Origin of the sequence: Pseudoalteromonas sp. SR41-1, assembly GCF_014164015.1 — a bacterium.
GTDB classification, from domain to species: Bacteria; Pseudomonadota; Gammaproteobacteria; order Enterobacterales; family Alteromonadaceae; genus Pseudoalteromonas; species Pseudoalteromonas distincta.
The window spans coordinates 129,249-149,574 of sequence record NZ_JACJEK010000013.1; the positions used below are offsets into that span (position 1 = coordinate 129,249).

17 protein-coding genes and 1 tRNA gene are annotated in these 20,326 nt (G+C 41.5%); 11 read left to right on the forward strand and 7 right to left on the reverse strand.

The features are described 5' to 3' along the window. Window positions 1–67: 67 nt before the first annotated feature. The gene (locus tag H5118_RS12965) at window positions 68–1,351 is read right to left on the reverse strand and encodes an aromatic amino acid transport family protein (RefSeq protein ID WP_039488583.1); all 1,284 of its coding nucleotides are present in this window, start codon (window positions 1,349–1,351) and stop codon (window positions 68–70) included. 444 nt (window positions 1,352–1,795) lie between these two features. Between H5118_RS12965 and H5118_RS12970 the strand changes: the two genes are divergently transcribed. Next, window positions 1,796–2,593, forward strand: a complete 798-nt coding sequence (locus tag H5118_RS12970) for an alpha/beta fold hydrolase (protein ID WP_138489982.1) — start codon at window positions 1,796–1,798, stop codon at window positions 2,591–2,593. A gap of 283 nt (window positions 2,594–2,876) precedes the next feature. After that, window positions 2,877–3,740, forward strand: coding sequence for a DUF4238 domain-containing protein (locus tag H5118_RS12975; protein ID WP_182749057.1), 864 nt, complete (start codon window positions 2,877–2,879; stop codon window positions 3,738–3,740). Between the two features lie 141 nt (window positions 3,741–3,881). Here the strand turns inward: H5118_RS12975 and cysQ are convergent, their stop codons facing one another. The 6 genes from cysQ to cysG are packed head-to-tail and all read right to left on the reverse strand — an operon-like array spanning window position 3,882 to window position 10,844. Beyond that, window positions 3,882–4,652 (reverse strand): 3'(2'),5'-bisphosphate nucleotidase CysQ, encoded by a 771-nt coding sequence (gene cysQ / locus H5118_RS12980; protein ID WP_182749058.1) that lies wholly within the window; start codon window positions 4,650–4,652, stop codon window positions 3,882–3,884. A 9-nt stretch (window positions 4,653–4,661) separates the two neighbouring features. Further along, window positions 4,662–5,255 (reverse strand): adenylyl-sulfate kinase, encoded by a 594-nt coding sequence (gene cysC, locus H5118_RS12985; protein WP_182749060.1) that lies wholly within the window; start codon window positions 5,253–5,255, stop codon window positions 4,662–4,664. 32 nt (window positions 5,256–5,287) lie between these two features. Then, window positions 5,288–7,012 (reverse strand): SLC13 family permease, encoded by a 1,725-nt coding sequence (locus tag H5118_RS12990; protein WP_182749062.1) that lies wholly within the window; start codon window positions 7,010–7,012, stop codon window positions 5,288–5,290. Window positions 7,013–7,043: 31 nt separating this feature from the next. Further along, a complete protein-coding gene (gene cysN, locus H5118_RS12995; RefSeq protein WP_024603862.1) occupies window positions 7,044–8,468 on the reverse strand; it encodes a sulfate adenylyltransferase subunit CysN in 1,425 nt (474 codons plus the stop codon). Next, window positions 8,468–9,367: a sulfate adenylyltransferase subunit CysD gene (gene cysD / locus H5118_RS13000; protein ID WP_002958873.1), complete on the reverse strand. Its 900-nt coding sequence runs from the start codon at window positions 9,365–9,367 to the stop codon at window positions 8,468–8,470. The genes cysN and cysD overlap by 1 nt, the downstream gene beginning before the upstream one ends. Before the next feature lie 49 nt (window positions 9,368–9,416). After that, entirely contained in the window at window positions 9,417–10,844 is a 1,428-nt protein-coding gene (gene cysG, locus H5118_RS13005) for a siroheme synthase CysG (RefSeq protein ID WP_024603341.1), read from the reverse strand. A gap of 450 nt (window positions 10,845–11,294) precedes the next feature. On the opposite strand from cysG, the gene deoC reads away from it, so the two are divergent. The 9 genes from deoC (at window position 11,295) to rpoB (ending at window position 20,246) form a co-directional block, all read left to right on the forward strand. Next, window positions 11,295–12,038 (forward strand): deoxyribose-phosphate aldolase, encoded by a 744-nt coding sequence (gene deoC / locus H5118_RS13010; RefSeq protein ID WP_154903753.1) that lies wholly within the window; start codon window positions 11,295–11,297, stop codon window positions 12,036–12,038. A gap of 148 nt (window positions 12,039–12,186) precedes the next feature. Continuing rightward, a tRNA-Trp gene (locus tag H5118_RS13015) sits at window positions 12,187–12,263 on the forward strand. 132 nt (window positions 12,264–12,395) lie between these two features. Beyond that, a complete protein-coding gene (gene secE / locus H5118_RS13020; RefSeq protein WP_002958877.1) occupies window positions 12,396–12,773 on the forward strand; it encodes a preprotein translocase subunit SecE in 378 nt (125 codons plus the stop codon). Window positions 12,774–12,777: 4 nt separating this feature from the next. Further along, window positions 12,778–13,341 (forward strand): transcription termination/antitermination protein NusG, encoded by a 564-nt coding sequence (nusG, locus tag H5118_RS13025; RefSeq protein WP_002958878.1) that lies wholly within the window; start codon window positions 12,778–12,780, stop codon window positions 13,339–13,341. A 214-nt stretch (window positions 13,342–13,555) separates the two neighbouring features. Further along, window positions 13,556–13,984 (forward strand): 50S ribosomal protein L11, encoded by a 429-nt coding sequence (gene rplK, locus H5118_RS13030; RefSeq protein ID WP_002958879.1) that lies wholly within the window; start codon window positions 13,556–13,558, stop codon window positions 13,982–13,984. Window positions 13,985–13,987: 3 nt separating this feature from the next. Beyond that, entirely contained in the window at window positions 13,988–14,692 is a 705-nt protein-coding gene (gene rplA, locus H5118_RS13035; RefSeq protein WP_002958880.1) for a 50S ribosomal protein L1, read from the forward strand. Between the two features lie 323 nt (window positions 14,693–15,015). After that, a complete protein-coding gene (gene rplJ / locus H5118_RS13040; RefSeq protein ID WP_002958881.1) occupies window positions 15,016–15,510 on the forward strand; it encodes a 50S ribosomal protein L10 in 495 nt (164 codons plus the stop codon). A 76-nt stretch (window positions 15,511–15,586) separates the two neighbouring features. Next, entirely contained in the window at window positions 15,587–15,949 is a 363-nt protein-coding gene (gene rplL / locus H5118_RS13045; protein WP_002958882.1) for a 50S ribosomal protein L7/L12, read from the forward strand. A 271-nt stretch (window positions 15,950–16,220) separates the two neighbouring features. Beyond that, window positions 16,221–20,246 (forward strand): DNA-directed RNA polymerase subunit beta, encoded by a 4,026-nt coding sequence (gene rpoB, locus H5118_RS13050; protein WP_024597281.1) that lies wholly within the window; start codon window positions 16,221–16,223, stop codon window positions 20,244–20,246. The last annotated feature ends 80 nt before the right edge of the window (window positions 20,247–20,326 follow it).

The window sequence follows — 20,326 nt, forward strand, 5'->3', positions numbered from 1 at the left end:
GAGACAAAGCGTACAAACAAAAAAGCCCAGCTAATTAAATTAGCTGGGCTTTTGAATATATAGCGTATTAATTAATCATGCTGTAAATAAGTGCAAATACAGCAAGTGAGCCAACCGCTAATATAAATAGCGTGCTTAAACGGTTGCGGTATTTATGAAGTGCAGGCACTTTATAAACTGCAATCATTGGCATGATGAATAAAATCATCGCGATGATAGGGCCCGATAACTGATCCATCATGTCTAAAATACTTGGGTTTTTAACAGCGCAAAACCAAATAGCTAAAAACATAATTAATACACCAATTTTATCAGCCGCTTTTGCGCTTAAGCTTGTTTGTTTAGTTACTAAACCCGTAAAGCTCTCACGTGCCCCTAAAAAGTGACCCAAAAACGACGATGTAATAGCAATAAAGGCAACAAGCGGCCCAAGTGTGGCAATAAACGAGTTATCAGTAATATTAGCAAGGTAGGATAAAACCGATACGTTAGCGGCTTTAGCCGCTGCCATTTGCTCGCCTGTAAGCGACAGCACGCAAGAGAACACAAATAACAGTACAAAGGTAATAAGTAGTAAGCTAGTGCGCTTTAAAATCGCCTCAGACTTATGTGTAGCTTGTTCACCGTAGTGACCGCGTTGCACGTTTACAAAGCTTGAGATAGCCGCTGCGTGGCTAAACGAAAACACAATAATAGGAATCGATAACCACAACGTTTTTCCAAAGCTGCCCATTTCAGGCATTGTCATATCTGGCATTTGCCAGCTTGGGATTAAATAAAGTGATAAAAAGAACAATATACCCACAAGCGGGTAAACTAAAATAGCAAAGGCACGCAGCATTAAGCGCTCGCCGCCCATCATTAAGCTAATCATACCTGCAACTAATACACCCGAAAGCAACACGCGAGAAGGTGATTCCATCCCCATTTGATTAACCATAAAGCTATCAACGGTATTGGTTAAGCCCACACCGTAAATAAGCAAAATTGGGAATATAGATAAAAAGTACAATAAAGAAATTAACCGCCCCGCAGTCACACCAAAGTGTTCTTCAACTACATCGGTAAAATCGGCATCTTTATTTTTTGATGAAAGTACAAAACGCGCTAATCCACGGTGTGCACAAAAGGTCATTGGAAATGCTAAGCATGCCAAAATAATTAACGGCCAAAAACCGCCAATGCCAATATTAATAGGTAAAAATAAAATACCCGCACCAACGGCGGTACCAAAAAGGCTTAAAGTCCACTGCGTATCGTGCAGATTCCATTTAGAAGTGGGTGTGTTTGAAGGTGTGTGTGCACCTGTTGTTGATGCATTTGAAAGCGTTGCATCTTGAGATGTTGTCATGTGTGTGTTTATCCATTATTTAAATAATAATCGCGCGCAAGAATATAGTTTTTAGCTAAAAATTTCATGTTTTGAGAGGATTTGTAGACTAATTAATTAGACCAAATTGAAGGGTAAGTGTCATGAATACGAAACAGCGGTGTAAAAGTGAGCAAACCCTTAAGCGGCAGCACCACATTATAATTTTAAAGTAGGTTGGTTTGAGCGCAGCGAAACCCAACACGCTATAGTGTCACGCGAGCAACAAAGGCGAGGTAGGCGGTTTTCATAACGTAAAAATAGGGGAAGGTCATTTTATTGGCTTTCATTTAAAAATCAGAATCTGCAGCGAAAAGCTGTTAAGTAGAAGCCATTGATCTGAACTTCATAAGAGATTTTTATTAAACTCCGTTATACTTCCTGTAATTGAATATGCCAAACGAAGTAAATAGGCCACTAACTGCAATGAGCAAAGAGATTCTCTTCCATACTACTTTTGCGCACGAAACCAGTAAAACATGGGTTGTATTTGTCCATGGAGCAGGTGGTAGCTCGGCAATTTGGTTTCGTCAGCTTAAAGCCTATAAAAAAGAATATAATGTGTTGTTGCTAGATCTTCGTGGTCACGGTAAATCGAATAACTTAGTACAAAACTTTGTTGATAATAATTATTCATTTAATAATGTCTCTAAAGACATCATTGATGTGTTAGATCATAACAATATCACCAGCGCACACTTTGTTGGTATTTCATTGGGCACAATACTCATTCGAAATATTGCTGAAATTGCGCCGCAATATGTTTCTAGCATGGTGCTAGGTGGAGCGGTTACTCGTTTTAATACGCGCAGTAATACATTGGTTTATTTAGGTAATACTTTTAAACACTTCTTGCCTTATATGTGGCTGTATCGTTTATTTGCTTTTATTATGATGCCGAAAAAGCGTCATAAAGAATCTCGACTTTTGTTTGTTCGTGAAGCAAAACGCTTGTGCCAAAAAGAGTTTATAAAATGGTTTAAATTAGCCATGGACGTAAATCCTTTAATGCAATACTTCAAAGAAAAAGACATTGATATTCCCATTCTTTACATTATGGGTAAGGAAGATCATATGTTCCTTGGGCCTGTTAAAGAAATGGTAAAGCGCCATAAAAATAGCGTACTGCAAACTATTCACCATTGTGGCCATGTTTGTAATGTGGAACGCCCTGACTTATTCAATCAGCACTCGCTTGCTTTTATCGCCCAGCAAAATCGTTAAGGGTTATCGGTTTTAAAAGCCTTCAATTAATGGCGGCCTAAAACCTTTATAACAGTCATCATTAGTAAATGGGAATAAGCCTTATTTTTTGTCTTTGCCCCTAAAATAAAAACATAGCCTTACTCCATACAACACTCTTTTACACATAGTAAAATACCCTAATTAAATATCATATTTATAATTGGCAATCACATACGCTGTTTGCTACTAATAGATATTCACAAAATAAAAACATTCTCTCGTGAAAATAGGGGGTGTCGCATGTCTTTGAGGATTTTAGAACTTGAGCAATTCAAAGCGAAAACTAATTCGAGGCGAGAAGCACCACTGGTGGCCAAAGTCTCTTTCAAATTTTTGGGCCAACGATGCAGGCTTGGTTTATCGAGTAGACGCTGATGGACATATAATAAGATCAAAGCCTAAGGAATTTTGCTCCATTTCAGATGGGCATAATATGTTATTCTCAAAAAAAAATAGTTGGGAATCTACGATTGAAGACTTCTTTGATAAACCTGATAACTCTATGGCATCGGTAGTTGAATACCTTGTAAGTCTTAATGAAGAAAAAAGCCTAAATATTAATCAAGATGAAAGTGAGCAACTGAATCTGTGTAAAGAGTGTTTATTATCTTTACTTGTAAGATCTCCTAAATATAGAAATGCAATTAGCGCTCTTATAGAAAGGTTAAGAGGTAAACTTTCAAAGTCAGAAATGAAATCACTCATATCTTCTAATATTAACCAGAAGTATAAAACACTTATTAATAACTCAAAAAATAAGGGTAAGCTAATAGTGTTGACTTCGGAAAAAGATGAATTCATATATGGAGATGGGCTTTTTAGTAATTTATCAATAAATACACAGAACTTTAATAATTTTTATTCATTGGTACCATTTACTCCATTTCTGTCACTCGCTTGGGTTGTCGCACGTGACTACGAGCCAAATTCAGAAGTAACAATTGCTACCTTAAATAGCGAACAAGTGCAGTTGATCAACGACACTACTCAGATTTACTCTAAAGAGTACCTATTATTTAGGGCGCAAGAGCCTCTATTGATAGAGGAATTTAAAGCCAAAGAGCATTATCACTATAATAGTACCCGAAACCCTATTGCGAACCTTATTGATATGCTAATTCAGTAGCTAAAGTTTCAGGTGTGTTTGATTTTCATTGTACCAAACAGCTTAAAGCATTATCGACTTCTCCTTATTCACTCGACACGCCTAAATGACAGCTATCACTTGTTTTACTGACAACTGATAGCTAACCACACAAAACTGCTCTTATCCCTCTATCACCGAAACAATAAAGTACGGATTTAAGTACTCATCTTTGGTGTTATAAATAAGCGGGCTGCCATCAAGTTGGGTCACTTTAGCACCGGCTATTTCAGCGATGGCATGGCCTGCGCCTGTATCCCATTCGCAAGTTGGACCTAAGCGCGGGTAAATATCGGCGCTGCCCTCAGCGACTAAACACAGTTTTAGTGAGCTGCCTTTAGACACCATTTCAACCTCGTCAAAGCGTTTTACAAACTCGGCTAAATCGGGTGATGGGTGCGAGCGGCTGCCTACAACTCGAATTAACCCTTTGTTAGGTTTGGTAGTTACCTTAAGCTCAATTCGCTCATCGCCTTTATCTTTAAATGCGCCAATGGCTTCGGCGGCTAAGTACGATACGCCAAGGGCAGGTGCATCTACTACGGCTAAAATAGGAATGCCGTTTTTAATTAGGGCGATGTTTACGGTAAATTCACCGTTCTTTTTGATAAATTCTTTAGTGCCGTCGATTGGGTCAACTAACCAGTAGCTTTTCCACGTTTGGCGTACATCCCAGCTTATGTCGGCGTTTTCTTCACTGAGTATTGGAATATCAGGTGTGAGCTGTTGAAGCCCTGCCACAATCAGTTTATGAGCTGCTAAATCGGCGTCGGTTACGGGGCTTTCATCGGCTTTGTACTCAACGTTAAAATCCTTTTCGTAAATTCCCATTATCGCTTGGCCTGCTTTGCGGGCAAGGATGAGGGTTTCTTCTAGCAGTTCGGTTTGATTCATGGGGTTAACCTATATTATGTGCTTTTGTTTTAGATACGTTATCAGTTGTGTAACCGATTGGTCTAGGGTGTTTTTACTTGTATCTAAAATTATTTCTGGATTGTTTGGCACTTCGTAGCTTGAATCGATACCAGTGAAGTGTTTTATCTCTCCAGCGCGGGCTTTTTTGTATAAGCCTTTTGGATCGCGGCTTTCGCATACATCCAGTGGGGTATCGATAAATACTTCGATAAATTCGCCTTCGTCTACTAAGTTACGCACCATGTCGCGTTCTGCTCTAAAAGGCGATATAAACGCAGTAAGTACTAACAAGCCAGCGTCGGTCATTAGTTTTGCGGTTTCGCCTACACGGCGTATGTTTTCAATGCGGTCTTCGTCGCTAAAGCCTAGATCTTTACACAAACCGTGGCGTACGTTGTCGCCATCGAGCAGGTAAGTGTGCGTATCTTGCTGGTTAAGCGCCGCTTCTAGTGCGTTTGCTACGGTGCTTTTGCCAGAGCCTGAAAAGCCGGTAAACCATAAAATAGCGGGCTTATGTTTTTTTTGCTCACTACGCTGTGCTTTTGTCGTTGCGTAGTTATGCCAAACTATATTTTCATCCATAGTGAGAGTCTCTTATGCTGTGAGCGCAGGTATTAAAACGGAAATACCAGCGGGATCAGGGTTAATACCGTGATTGAATAAATAATAGAAAGGGGTAAGCCCATCACTATGTAATCTTTTAAGCGATAGTTACCCGCGCTATAAACCATTAGATTAGTTTGATACCCAAATGGCGATATAAAGCTGGCTGATGCGCCAAAGGCAACCGCCATAATAAACGGTAGTGGGTCTACATTAAAACCAACCGCGAGCGAGTAAGCAACAGGGAACGACAAGGCAGCAGCTGCGTTGTTAGTTATAAGCTCGGTAAATAATACGGTCATTAAAAATATAGCTATAAACGCGCCGTACGGGCCAAAGTCGCCAAGTACCATAAACATGGCGTCGGATATTTGCCCGGCAAGTCCGGTGCCTATCATTAATTTAGCAAGGCCAATGGCGCTACCTACAACCACCAATAACTCGATAGGAAAACGGCGTTTTACTTCGTTAAGTTTTATGGTGCCGCTGAGCATTAAGCCAATCAGTAATACTAATAAGCCTTTAACTAGCGGCACTATGCCAATAATGCTTAAACCCAGTACTGCGGCAAAGCTTAGTAGCACAATATTTGATTGCTTAGGTGCAAGGTGGGCTTGTAAGTCAAACCCTGAAATATACACAAATTCGCGCTTTAAATTAGGCAAAGTGTAAAAGTTTTTGCCTGGTGCGAGTATAAGTGAGTCGCCAGCTTGTAATTGCACTTGCCCAAGGCCGCCTTGTAAGCGGTCATGTCCACGGCGAATGGCAATAACAGCAGCATGAAACTGCTCTCTAAAGCGGGCTTCTTTTACGGTTTTACCAATAAATTTTGAAGATTGACTTACGACTACTTCTACTAAGTGTTCTATGTCTTTTTGATGATTCTCGTGCACTACTTTTAAACCGTCAAAACGGGTAAGTAATGGCACCGATTTTATGTCACCTACAAACAGCAGCACGTCGTCTTTTTGAATAATTTGCTGCGGAGTGACTGCGCAAATGCGGCTCTCGTCGCGAATAATTTCAGCAAGGAATAAGTCTTTTAAATCACGCAGGCCGTTTTCTTCAACGGTTTGGCCTATTAATTTTGAGTTTGCTTGTACTTTACCTTCTAGGTAAAAAGGCACGACTTCTTGGTCGCTTTTACCGTTGTCGGGTAAGTATTTAAGCATTACTAAAATGGTAATTAGGCCTACGCTTAGCGCGCCTAAACCCACTAAGGTAAAGTCAAAAAAGCCTAGCGGTTTCATGCCCGCATCAACTGCAAAGCCATTGACGATTAAGTTGGTTGATGTACCAATAAGCGTAATAGTGCCGCCCAAAATAGCAGTGTACGACAGCGGTAATAATAGCTTTGAAGGGGAGTGATTAGGGTTGTCTTTTATCGCGGTAATAAGCGATGCAACAACGGCGGTATTGTTAGTAAACGACGATAAAAAGGCGGTTGATAACCCCAATTTTGTTACCGATTTTACTAAACTACCTTTAGATAGCGATTGCGCTAACTTTTGAATTAGGGTGGTTTTTTCTATTGCGGTCGATACTAACACCAATAGTACTAAGGTGATAAGCGACGGGTTAGCATAATTAATCAACATACTTTCAAGATCGATTAGCCCTGCTAAGTAGCTGGTGCCAATAGCGCTTACAAATAACCATGCTGGATTAATACGGGTGCCAAAAAGGCACCCGACTAAGGTAAGCATAATGCCTGTTAAAACGAGCTGTTCTACCATGCTTTTAAATTCCTAACAGGCTAAAGTTAACTTATAACTTAGAAATATCAAGCGCTTGCCAATGCGGGAAGTGCTTGCGTACTAAGCTGTTAAATTCAACTTCAAATTCGCTAAAGTTACTTTGCTTTGTTTGGCTTTGCAGTACTTGCTCAATCATACCGGCAGCAACAGTTAGGTTTGATAAGCGATCGATTAGGATAAACGAGCCTGTTTCGTGATTGCTGTGGTACTCGTCTGCCAAAATAGTTTCGGTTAGTTCAAGCGTTACAATCGCAATTTCGTTTAACTGCAGTGAGTCGCTAGTGCCGTGCTCAAGCGTGTTTACATCAATTGTGTAGTCAATCTTTTTAACAATAGCTGAGGTGTTTTTGCTACCTAGTTTTAGGTTATAGCTTTTACCTAACACTAATGGCGATTCATGCATCCACACAATTTTAGCTTGCAACTGGTTAGTTACAGCGGCCGTTGAATTTGCAGGTACGATTACATCCCCTCGGCTAATATCAATTTCGTTATTTAGGGTAACGGTAATTGCTTGGCCTGCTTCGGCGCTGTCTAGGTTGCCATCAAAGGTAACAATTTCTTTAATACTTGATGTTTTACCCGACGGTAATACTTTTATAGCATCGCCTACGTGCATCTTGCCCGATGTCAGTGTGCCCTGAAAACCACGGAAGTTTAAGTTAGGACGCACGACATATTGCACCGGTAGGCGCGCTTCAAAGCCTGTATCTGTTTCGGCTGCTGGCGAATCTTCTAATAACTCTAGTAGCGGCTTGTCGGTGTAATACGGTGTATGTGCAGAGCGCGTTACTACGTTGTCGCCTTTAAGCGCCGACATAGGCACAAACTTAATGTTTGATACGTTAAGTTGCTCAGCAAATTTAAGGTAATCTGCCTTAATTTTTTCATACACGGTTTCGTCAAAATCAACGATATCCATTTTATTAACGGCAACAACAAACTGTTTAATGCCCAGCGAGTCACAAATAAAGCTATGGCGCTTAGTTTGTACTTGTACGCCGTAACGCGCATCAACCAAAATAATGGCGACATCGCTTGTTGATGCACCAGTTACCATGTTGCGCGTGTATTGCTCGTGCCCAGGTGTGTCGGCAATAATAAATTTACGCTTAGCCGTTGAAAAGTAACGGTACGCTACGTCAATGGTAATGCCTTGTTCACGCTCAGCTTGTAGGCCATCAACTAATAAAGCAAGGTCAAGATCTTCACCTGCATTACCTACTTTTTCGTTATCTTTATGAAGGGCTGCTAGCTGATCTTCATAAATTTGGTGGCTGTCGTGCAGTAGGCGGCCAATCAGTGTTGATTTACCGTCATCTACGCTGCCACAAGTAAGCATGCGTAATAAGCTTTTGTCTTGTTGGCGTGCTAGGTAGGCGTCTATGCCTATTTCTTTTACTTCGTTAAATGTATCGTTATTTTGGCTAGACATTAAAAATACCCCTCACGTTTTTTCTTCTCCATTGAGCCGGCTGAATCATGGTCAATAACACGACCTTCACGTTCAGATGACGTAGATAGCAGCATTTCTTCGATGATTTCGGTTAAAGTACTGGCTGTTGATTCAACTGCACCGGTAAGTGGGTAGCAGCCTAATGTACGAAAACGTACAGATTTCATTTGCGGTACTTCACCTTCATTAAGAGGCATACGCTCATCGTCAACCATAATCAAAGTACCGTCGCGCTCAACTACTGGGCGATCTTTAGCTAGGTACAATGGCACCATTTCGATGTTTTCTTGATAAATGTATTGCCAAATATCAAGCTCAGTCCAGTTAGATAATGGGAAAACACGAATGCTCTCACCCGGATTAACTTGGCTGTTGTAGGTATTCCAAAGCTCTGGGCGTTGGTTTTTAGGGTCCCAACGGTGGTGTTTGTCGCGGAATGAATAAACACGCTCCTTTGCGCGTGACTTTTCTTCGTCGCGGCGTGCGCCACCAAATGCAGCATCAAAGCCGTATTTATCTAGCGCTTGTTTTAAGCCTTGGGTTTTCATTATGTCGGTATGTTTACCCGAGCCATGCGTAAACGGGCCTACACCCATTTCAATGCCTTCTGGATTTTTGTGTACCAGTAGATCAAAGCCATATTCTTTAGCTATACGGTCGCGAAACTCGATCATTTCACGAAACTTCCAGTTGGTGTCTACGTGTAATAACGGAAACGGAATTTTTGCAGGGTAAAATGCTTTACGCGCTAAGTGCAAAAGTACCGACGAATCTTTACCAATAGAGTAAAGCATTACTGGGTTCTCAAACTCAGCGGCGACTTCGCGCATGATTTTGATACTTTCAGCTTCAAGTTGCTGAAGGTGAGTTAAAGCCATTGTTAGTCGTCCTACTAAAATGATTAAAAGTTACAAATTTAAAATTCGGTTATGTATTTGATACATCTGTTAGCGGCTGTGCAAAGCTGCTTGTTTGCTCGTTTTTCCCAAACCACGCTAGTTGCGAGTGCAGGGCGGCTACTTCACCAATAATGAGTAGCGCAGGCGATATAATGCTATTGCGTTCAATTAAGTCGGCAAGTTCGCCTAATTGGCCTGTTACTACACGCTGATTTTTACGTGTACCGTTTTCGATAATGGCAACAGGGGTGTCGGCTTTGCGGCCATGTTTTAAAAGCTCGCTTTGTATGTGCGGCGATTTAATTACGCCCATGTAAATAGCCAGCGTTTGATTTGCTTTTGCCAGCGATTGCCAATCAAGTTCTTGACCGTCTTTTTTACAATGCCCAGTTACAAATTGAATGGCTTGTGCATGGTCGCGATGCGTAAGCGGAATACCCGCGTAAGCACTACAACCTGCAGCGGCTGTAATACCTGGAACAATTTGATAATTTACGTTGTTAGCAGCCAGTACTTGTACTTCTTCGCCACCACGGCCATAAATAAACGGGTCACCACCTTTAATGCGGCACACTTTTTTGCCTTGTTTAGCAAGGTCGACCAGCATTTGGTTGGTATCTTCTTGAACAACACTATGATCGCCTAAGCGTTTACCTACACAAATAAGGTCAGCATCACGGCGCACTAATTCCATAATTTCGTCAGAGACTAAAAAGTCATAAACGACGACGTCGGCTTGTTGCATAAGTTGCAGTGCTTTAAGTGTTAAAAGCTCTGGATCGCCAGGACCTGCACCTACTACATATACTTCGCCTTCAGGTTCTGCTTTCGCATCGAGCATTTGCTCTAGTTGCTGCTGTGCGGCTTGGGTATCGCCGGTTTGTACTTTACTCACGACAGATGAGTCGAACACGCCTTCCCAAAATTGGCGGCGGTCTGAAAAATGCTTAAAGCGTTTTTTTACTTTGTCTCTAAAGCCACCGACAAGTGTTGCAAGTGGGCCAATATGATGTGGAATAAGTGTTTCGAGCTTTTCGCGTAAGCGACGTGCAAGTACGGGCGCTGTGCCAGCACTTGATATAGCAATCGTAATTGGGTCACGGTCAACAATGGATGGGAATATAAACGTACATTTAGGTTGGTCATCAACCACGTTTACAAACACATTGCGGGCATTGGCAAGTTCAAATACGTTGTTGTTTACTTCATCGCGGTCGGTTGCTGCAATAACAAGCATTTTGCCATCAAGGTGCGATTCATCAAAATAAGCATCAATAAGCGTTACTTCATTATTATGTGCATGCTCTTTTAGTTCGTCGCAAAACCAAGGTGCTACTAAAGTAACGCTTGCTCTCGCTTTTAAAAACGCGCGACATTTGCGTAAAGCGACCTCTCCACCGCCAACAACCAATACTGGTTTGTTGTCGAGTTTGGTAAAGATAGGTAAATACTGCACGTTAATAAGACCCCTAAACAAATTCAAATATAAGAAAACGCTTTATTCTGATATGCAGAATATAGCGGCTATCAATAAGTAAAAAATAATTAAAACCAAGTTGATATAACCAAAAGTTATAATAGGTGGGCTTTTTAGGCCTAAGAGCTAGTTAACAAGGGATTGCGCCGAGTTACAAGTAAAATAACCAGCTTATAGTGTTTGGTTATGAGCTATAGCGAGTTTGGTTTAATTTGTTAATATGGAGGCATATCAAATTTTGTACTTATACCAATTGCATTAAATTAGTGATCTATTATAGCGACGAGAAAATAGCTCAATTACAAGGCTAAAATTATGATACATAGTTGTTCTATATAAATAGTTTTTAACGTAGTTAGTGCGTTATTTAATACGCTAAAATGATCATGTTTTTAATAAAATTGGTATTACATAAGCAACGGAGCTCTAATGACACAACACCAAAAAGATGCCGCATTAGCAGTCGCACTGATGGATTTAACAAGCTTAAACACCAGCGATACCACCAAAAGCATTCAAGCACTTGTTGATAGCATAAATCCTACCTTAGGCACGCCTGCCGCTGTATGTGTTTATAGCGACTTTGTTGATGATGCAAAAATAGCACTCGCAGCGCGTGAGCTTAACCATGTTAAAGTCGCAACAGTTACTAACTTTCCAACAGGTGATGCACCACTGAGTGATGTAATTAACGAAACACTTATTGCAATAGAGCGCGGCGCTGACGAAATTGATTTGGTTATTCCTTATAAAAAGTTAATCGCGGGCGATGCTCAAACTGTAGTTAACTATGTAAGCGAAAGTAAAAAAGCATGTGGGTCGCGCGCGCAACTTAAAGTAATAATAGAAAGCGGCGAGCTAAAAACCGACGCGCTTATTACTCAAGCCACGGAGCTTGCAATTGAAGGCGGTGCTGATTTTGTAAAAACCAGTACGGGTAAAGTAGCTGTAAATGCCACGCTTGAATCAACAAAAACTATGCTAACAGCCATTAAAAACTCAAATAAACGTGTGGGCTTTAAAGCGGCCGGCGGTGTTAAAACAGTGGCCGATGCTAGTGATTATTTAGCGCTAGCACGCGCAATAATGGGTGATGATTATTTGCAAGCAAATACATTTAGGTTTGGCGCTTCAAGCTTGTTAAGTGACGTTTATAAAACCATAGGGAAATAATCAGTATCTTTGGATTGTAGGTTTATCTAACCGATTAAATTATTAGCAGTTTAAACAATAATGTAATTAATTAATTAGATTTTCCAATGTGGGTATCTTTTAGGCTTGTGTTAATGAACTGCGTAAGTATAATAGGCATCCACTTTGCAGGGGCGTAGTTCCAATTGGTAGAACAGCGGTCTCCAAAACCGATGGTTGGGAGTTCGAATCTCTCCGCCCCTGCCAGTTTTACTTGTTATTTGAGTAGTCTGAGATTAAAAACCGGTTTAAATTAAGTCTGTTTTTAAGTTTAGATTTTAATGGATTAACCCTGCCGTAGTGTAGGGTTGTTGTGTCTGTAGTTAAGGTAATAATATTATGAGCACGAATGTAGAAACACCATCAAGTGCGATGGAGTCAGTAAAGTGGTTAGTAGCAATCGCGCTACTTGCAGGCGCAGTTGTTGGTAATCACATGTATGCAGATCAATCTGTATTACTACGTGCTATTGGCGTTGTTGTTGCAATAGCGGCCGGATTAGCAATTGCCTCGCAAACATTTAAGGGACGTAACTTTCTTGCTTTCGCTAAAGAAGCTCGAATTGAAGTACGCAAAGTTATTTGGCCAACGCGCCAAGAAACTACCCACACGACATTAATTGTAATGGTTGCAACAGTGATTATGGCACTTATCCTTTGGGGATTAGATGGCATTTTATTCCGCGCTGTAGGCTTTTTAACTGGATTGGAGATCTGATCCCATGTCGGATGAGAACGAGAACAAAGAAATTAAGTTACGTTGGTATGTAGTACAGGCCTTTTCTGGTTACGAAAAGCGTGTAGCTCAAACGTTAATTGAACATATTAAAATCGAAGGTCTAGAATCGAGCTTTGGTGAGATATTAGTACCAACTGAAGAAGTTGTTGAGATGCGCGCTGGCCAAAAGCGTAAATCTGAGCGTAAATTCTTCCCAGGTTATGTATTAGTACAAATGGATATGAATGACGCAAGCTGGCACTTAGTGAACAGCACAGAACGCGTTATGGGCTTTATTGGTGGTACGTCTGATCGTCCTGCTCCTATCAGCCCTAAAGAAGCTGAGCGCATTCTTAATCGCCTACAAGAAAATGCTGAAGCACCTAAACCTGCTACATTATTTGAACCAGGTGAAGTTGTACGCGTTACAGATGGTCCATTTGCAGATTTCAGTGGTGTAGTTGAAGAAGTTGACTACGAAAAGAGCCGCGTAAAAGTATCTGTACTTATTTTTGGTCGTTCTACGCCAGTTGAGCTTGAATTCGGTCAAGTTGAGCAAGATAAGTAATTGATTAAAAAAGCTTCGCTAATTTTTATTTAAATTTTGGCATGAAGCTTGAAAAAGGCCGCTGATTAACTTATAATCAGCGGCCTTTTTGTATTAAGGTAAAATTTATTTTTTACTGTGCAAAAAGTACGAAACCAATTTTTAAACTGGGAAGCCGTTAGAGTACGCGTCCTCGCGCGCACAAGGCTGAGACCCACCAAATGAGGTATTTATAATGGCTAAAAAAGTTGAAGCTCTAATCAAGCTACAAGTTGCCGCTGGTATGGCTAATCCTAGTCCTCCAGTAGGTCCTGCACTAGGTCAACACGGTGTAAACATCATGGAATTCTGTAAAGCGTTTAACGCACGTACAGAGTCTATCGAAAAAGGCGCTCCAGTTCCTGTAGTGATCTCTGTTTACGGTGACCGTTCATTTACGTTCGACATGAAAACGCCACCTGCTGCTTACTTACTTAAGAAAGCTGCTGGTATCAAGTCAGGCTCAGGCCGTCCTAACACTGATAAAGTAGGCACAGTAACTCGTGCTCAACTTGAAGAAATTGTTGAGACAAAACGAACTGACCTTACAGCTGCCGATATGGACGCAGCGGTTCGCACTATCGCAGGTTCTGCGCGTGCGATGGGCTTGAACGTAGAGGACTAAGAAATGGCTAAATTAACTAAACGTATGCGTACTATCCGCGAAAAAGTGGAAGTAACTAAAGATTACGAAATCAATGAAGCAGTTGCTCTTTTAAAAGAGTTAGCGACAGCTAAATTCGTAGAAAGTGTTGACGTTGCCGTTAACCTTGGTATCGATGCTCGTAAATCTGATCAAAACGTTCGTGGTGCTACTGTACTACCTAACGGTACTGGTCGTGACGTTCGTGTTGCTGTATTCACACAAGGCGCTAATGCAGAAGCTGCAAAAGAAGCCGGTGCTGAATTAGTAGGTATGGAAGATCTTGCTGAACTAGTTAAAAAAGGCGAGATGAACTTTGACGTTGTTGTTGCATCACCAGACGCTATGCGTGTTGTTGGTCAACTAGGTCAAATCTTAGGCCCACGTGGTCTAATGCCAAACCCTAAAACTGGTACTGTAACGCCTAACGTTGCAGAAGCAGTTAAAAATGCTAAAGCAGGTCAAGTACGTTACCGTAATGACAAAAATGGCATCATCCATACTACTATTGGTAAGGTTGATTTCACTGCAGAGCAGTTACAACAAAACCTTGAAGCTCTAATTGTTGCGCTTAAGAAGGCTAAACCTTCTCAAGCTAAAGGTGTTTACTTGAAGAAAGTAACTATCTCTACAACAATGGGCGCAGGTGTTTCTGTTGACCAAAACACTTTAAGCACTATTGTTGCTTAATTGAGTGTTTACATGGCGTGAAATTTGTACTATAATTTCGCGCCATTTTGTTGATTAATTTATTAATTTGCAAAGTAAAGAATTCGGGTTGAAGTCCATAATTTCGTTAAGCCTTTGGGGTTAACGATAAATTGGGCTTCCGTCCAAGACCGTAGGTGGCTTCGGCCTTAATATTCACCTACGTAGACGGTGTAGACCCCAGATAGATTTTTCCTAATCCTTCTGGCTCTCGCCGTAAAAAGCATCTCTACCTTGTTTGGTAGGGAAGAGTAGAACAGGGGAATCCGATAATCGGTACCCCCATTAAACCAGGAGTAACACCCATGGCTTTAAATCTTCAAGGCAAAAAAGCAATAGTTGCTGAAGTCAACGAAGCAGCCAATGGTGCTCTATCTGCAGTTGTTGCAGATTCTCGTGGTGTAACAGTTGGCGCAATCACTGCCCTTCGTAAAGAAGCTCGTGCAAATGGTGTTTGGATGAAAGTTGTCCGTAACACTTTAGCAAAACGTGCTCTTGAAGGAACAGATTTTGAGTGTCTTTCTGATTCATTTGTTGGTCCAAGCTTAATCGCTTTCTCATCAGAGCACCCAGGTGCTGCTGCGCGTATCTTTTCAGATTTCGCGAAAAAGAATGAGAAATTCGAGCTTAAAACGGCCGCTTTTGAAGGAAATGTTGTTGATGCAGCAATGCTTGCTACATTACCTACATACGATGAAGCTGTTGCACGCTTAATGAGTGCTATGAAAGAAGCGTCTGCTGGCAAATTGTGTAAAACAATTGAAGCAGTACGTGTACAGAAAGAAGAGCAAGCTGCTTAATTTTAAGCTGTTTAATCTCACTTTCGGTGTAAAATTTATTTGGACTTAATGTCCGTTAATTATTAGGAAATTTGTAATGTCTGTATCTAAAGACCAAATCCTTGACGCAATTGCTGAAATGTCAGTAATGGACGTTGTTGCTCTTATCGAAGCAATGGAAGAAAAATTCGGCGTAACTGCTGCAGCTGCAATGGTAGCTGGTCCAGCTGCTGAAGCTGCTGAAGAGAAAACAGAATTTGACGTAATCCTTACTGGCGCTGGCGCTAACAAGGTTTCTGCAATCAAAGCTGTTCGTAGCGCAACTGGCCTAGGCCTTAAAGAAGCGAAAGCTCTTGTTGAAGCTGCTCCTACACCTGTTAAAGAAGGTGTATCTAAAGAAGAAGCTGAAGCACTTGCAAAAGATCTTACTGAAGCTGGTGCTGAAGTTGAGGTTAAGTAATTTAGCTTTTGCTAAGTTCGCTGCCTGAGAAATCAGGCAAGGGCTGGTGATTATTTAATCACCGGCCTTTTTGCGCTATAGAGTGATGCACTCTTTTAGTTCAAATAAAATCTGATTTTTTCTTTACTTTCAACGCTTTATAGTTTGCTAGTGTTAAAGTGGGATCTAATTAGAACAACAGTTAAATGTTGTAAAATCTTGGCATAGCTGCCAGTTAAGTCTGTTCTTACAAGAACAGGTCGGGTCAAAGATCAGCAAGCTGAGGAACCCCATGGCTTACTCTTATTCTGAAAAGAAACGTATCCGTAAGGATTTTGGTAAACGTCCACAAGTTTTGGATATACCTTTTTTACTGTCTACACAGTTAGAATCGTTTAAAAAATTCTTAGTGCCGGACGCTGATGGCGATCATGGTTTGGAAGCTGCCTTCCGTTCTGTGTTCCCTATTAAAAGCTACTCGGGAAATTCTGAGCTTCAATACGTAAGTTACCGTATTGGTGAGCCAGTTTTCGATGTAAAAGAATGTCAAATTCGCGGTGTGACTTATTCTGCTCCACTTCGCGTGAAACTGCGTCTTGTTGTTATGGACAAAGAAGCACCAGGCACAGTTAAAGACATTAAAGAGCAAGAAGTTTACATGGGCGAAATTCCGCTCATGACAGATACCGGTACTTTTGTAATCAATGGTACAGAGCGTGTTATCGTTTCTCAGCTACACCGTAGCCCTGGTGTATTCTTTGATAACGACCGCGGTAAAACCCATTCATCGGGTAAAGTATTATATAACGCACGCGTTATACCTTACCGTGGTTCATGGTTAGACTTCGAATTTGATGCAAAAGATAACTTATATGTACGTATTGACCGCCGTCGTAAATTACCGGCGTCTATCATCCTACGTGCACTAGAGTATTCTAGCGAAGAAATCCTAGATATGTTCTTCGATAACACTACGTTTGAAGTAACGAATGGTAAAGTTCTTATGGAACTTGTACCTTCGCGTTTACGTGGTGAAACTGCCGCTTTTGATATCAAGAGCGAAGACGGTGAAGTATTTGTTGAAAGCGGTCGTCGTGTTACGGCTCGCCACATCAAGAGCATCGAGAAGAAAGGCATTAAGCAATTAGAAGTACCACATGAGTACATCATTGGCCGTATTGTAGCTAAAAACTATGTTGATGAGTCAACTGGTGAAGTTATTGCAAATGCAAATGACGAGCTAACTCTAGAGCTAATGGCTGAATTGGTTAAAGCTGGTCACACTAAAATTGATACTTTATATATCAATGAAGTGGACAGCGGTGCTTACATGTCAAATACATTGAACATTGACTCTTCAAGCAGCCGTTTAGAAGCACTAGTAGAAATTTACCGCATGATGCGCCCAGGCGAGCCACCGACGAAAGACGCGGCTGAAGCCTTATTCCAGAACTTGTTCTTCTCTGAAGAGCGTTATGACTTATCTACTGTAGGTCGTATGAAGTTCAATAGCCGTGTTGGTTACGATACAGACACAGGCCCAGGCACATTAAGCAAAGAAGACATCGTGTCTGTTATGAAAGTATTAATTGCTATTCGTAACGGTCAAGGCGATGTTGATGATATCGATCACTTAGGCAACCGTCGTATACGTAGTGTTGGCGAAATGGCTGAGAACCAATTCCGTGTTGGTCTAGTACGTGTTGAACGTGCTGTACGTGAGCGTTTAAGCTTAGGTGACCTTGACGCGATAATGCCACAAGATCTTATTAACGCTAAGCCTATTTCGGCAGCGGTTAAAGAGTTCTTCGGCTCGTCTCAGTTATCACAGTTTATGGACCAAAATAACCCACTATCAGAAGTTACGCATAAACGTCGTATCTCTGCATTAGGTCCGGGCGGTCTAACTCGTGAACGCGCAGGCTTTGAAGTACGTGACGTTCACGTAACTCACTATGGTCGCGTATGTCCAATCGAGACTCCTGAGGGTCCAAACATCGGTCTAATTAACTCGTTGTCTACGTACGCACGTACAAATGACTACGGTTTCTTAGAAACACCTTACCGCAAAGTGGTAGATGGTGTTGTAACTGATGAAGTTGATTACTTATCAGCCATTGAAGAAGGTCAGTTTGTTATCGCACAGGCGAACTCAAACTTAACTGAAACCAATGAGTTTGTTGATGAACTTATTCCATGTCGTCACAAAGGTGAATCTACCTTTATGGGTCGCATGGACCAGCAGTATATGGATGTATCACCACAACAGGTGATCTCTGTAGCGGCAGCACTTATCCCGTTCCTAGAACACGATGATGCTAACCGTGCATTGATGGGTTCAAACATGCAACGTCAAGCAGTACCAACATTGAAAGCGGATAAACCGTTAGTAGGTACTGGTATTGAGTTAACACTAGCGAAAGACTCTGGTGTAACTATCGTTGCTAAACGTGGTGGTGAAGTAATGTATGCTGACGCAAGTCGCATCGTTGTAAATGTACATGAAGAAGAACGCATCCCTGGTGAAGCGGGCATCGACATCTACAACTTAACCAAATACACACGTTCTAACCAAAATACATGTATTAACCAAAAACCAACTTGTATGGTTGGCGAACCGGTTACTCGTGGTGACGTGTTAGCAGATGGTCCTTCGACTGACTTAGGTGACTTAGCCCTTGGTCAAAACCTTCGCGTGGCATTCATGCCATGGAACGGTTACAACTTCGAAGATTCAATCTTGTTATCAGAGCGCGTAGTTGAAGAAGATCGTCTAACGACTATCCATATTCAAGAACTACAGTGTGTTGCCCGTGATACTAAATTAGGTCCTGAAGAGATCACTGCAGATATCCCGAATGTGGGTGAGTCTGCGCTAGGCAAGCTTGATGAATCAGGCGTTGTATATATTGGTGCTGAAGTTAAAGGCGGCGATATCCTAGTAGGTAAAGTGACTCCTAAAGGCGAGACACAGCTTACACCTGAAGAGAAGCTACTACGTGCTATCTTCGGCGAAAAAGCGTCTGACGTTAAAGACAGCTCTTTACGTGTACCAAACTCTGTAACTGGTACTGTAATTGACGTGCAAGTTTTCACCCGTGATGGTGTTGAAAAAGATAAACGCGCGTTAGAAGTTGAAGATATGCAGCTTCGCGAAGCGAAGAAAGACTTCAACGAAGAGTTCCGTATTTTAGAAGCAGGCGTTTTAGACCGTGCACGCAAGCTACTTATAGCTGCTGGTTTTGATGAAGAAAAACTTGCATCTCTTAATGCTGAAAAAGTACTTACGCAAAGCCTTGCTGAAGAAGACAAGCAAGCTGAGCTTGAGCAACTAGCTGCACAGTACGATGAGCTTAAAGCTGAATACGATAAAAAGTTTGAAAACAAACGTCGTAAAATTACCCAAGGTGATGATTTAGCACCAGGCGTACTTAAGATTGTTAAAGTATACCTAGCTGTTAAACGTCGTATCCAACCGGGTGATAAAATGGCGGGTCGTCACGGTAACAAAGGTGTTATCTCGACTATCGTACCAGTAGAAGATATGCCTTACGATGACAAAGGTCGTACGGTAGATATCGTATTGAATCCACTAGGTGTACCATCGCGTATGAACATCGGTCAGATCCTTGAAACACATATGGGTCTTGCTGCACGTGGTATCGGTGAACGTATTGAAGAGATGATGAAAGAACAACGTGAGCTTCATGAGCTACGTGAATTCATCAAGCAAGCTTACGAAATTGGTGAATCTCGCCAAGTTGTAGACATTGCTAGCTTCACTGATGACGAAATTCGTCGTCTAGCTGAAAACTTAAAAGGTGGTTTACCAATAGCTACTCCTGCATTTGATGGCGCGAAAGAAAGCGAAATCAAAGACATGCTTGAGCTTGGTGGATATCCTCGAAGTGGTCAGGTTACACTTTATGATGGCCGTACTGGCGATCAGTTTGAACGTCAAGTAACTGTTGGTTACATGTACATGCTTAAACTTAACCACTTGGTTGACGATAAGATGCACGCACGTTCTACTGGTTCTTACAGCCTTGTTACTCAGCAGCCGCTGGGTGGTAAAGCACAGTTCGGTGGCCAGCGTTTTGGTGAGATGGAAGTATGGGCACTTGAAGCTTACGGTGCTGCTTACACTCTACAAGAAATGCTAACAGTGAAATCGGATGACGTGAACGGTCGTACTAAGATGTATAAAAACATCGTTGATGGTAACCATAAAATGGAACCAGGTATGCCAGAATCGTTCAACGTATTGTTGAAAGAAATCCGCTCACTGGGTATCAACATCGAGTTGGAAGAAAATTAAGCCAATTAGATGCTGCAGTTAACGCTGCAGCATCTGTTATGGCTGAATAGAATGTAGGGACGAGACTATCCGTCCTCAAG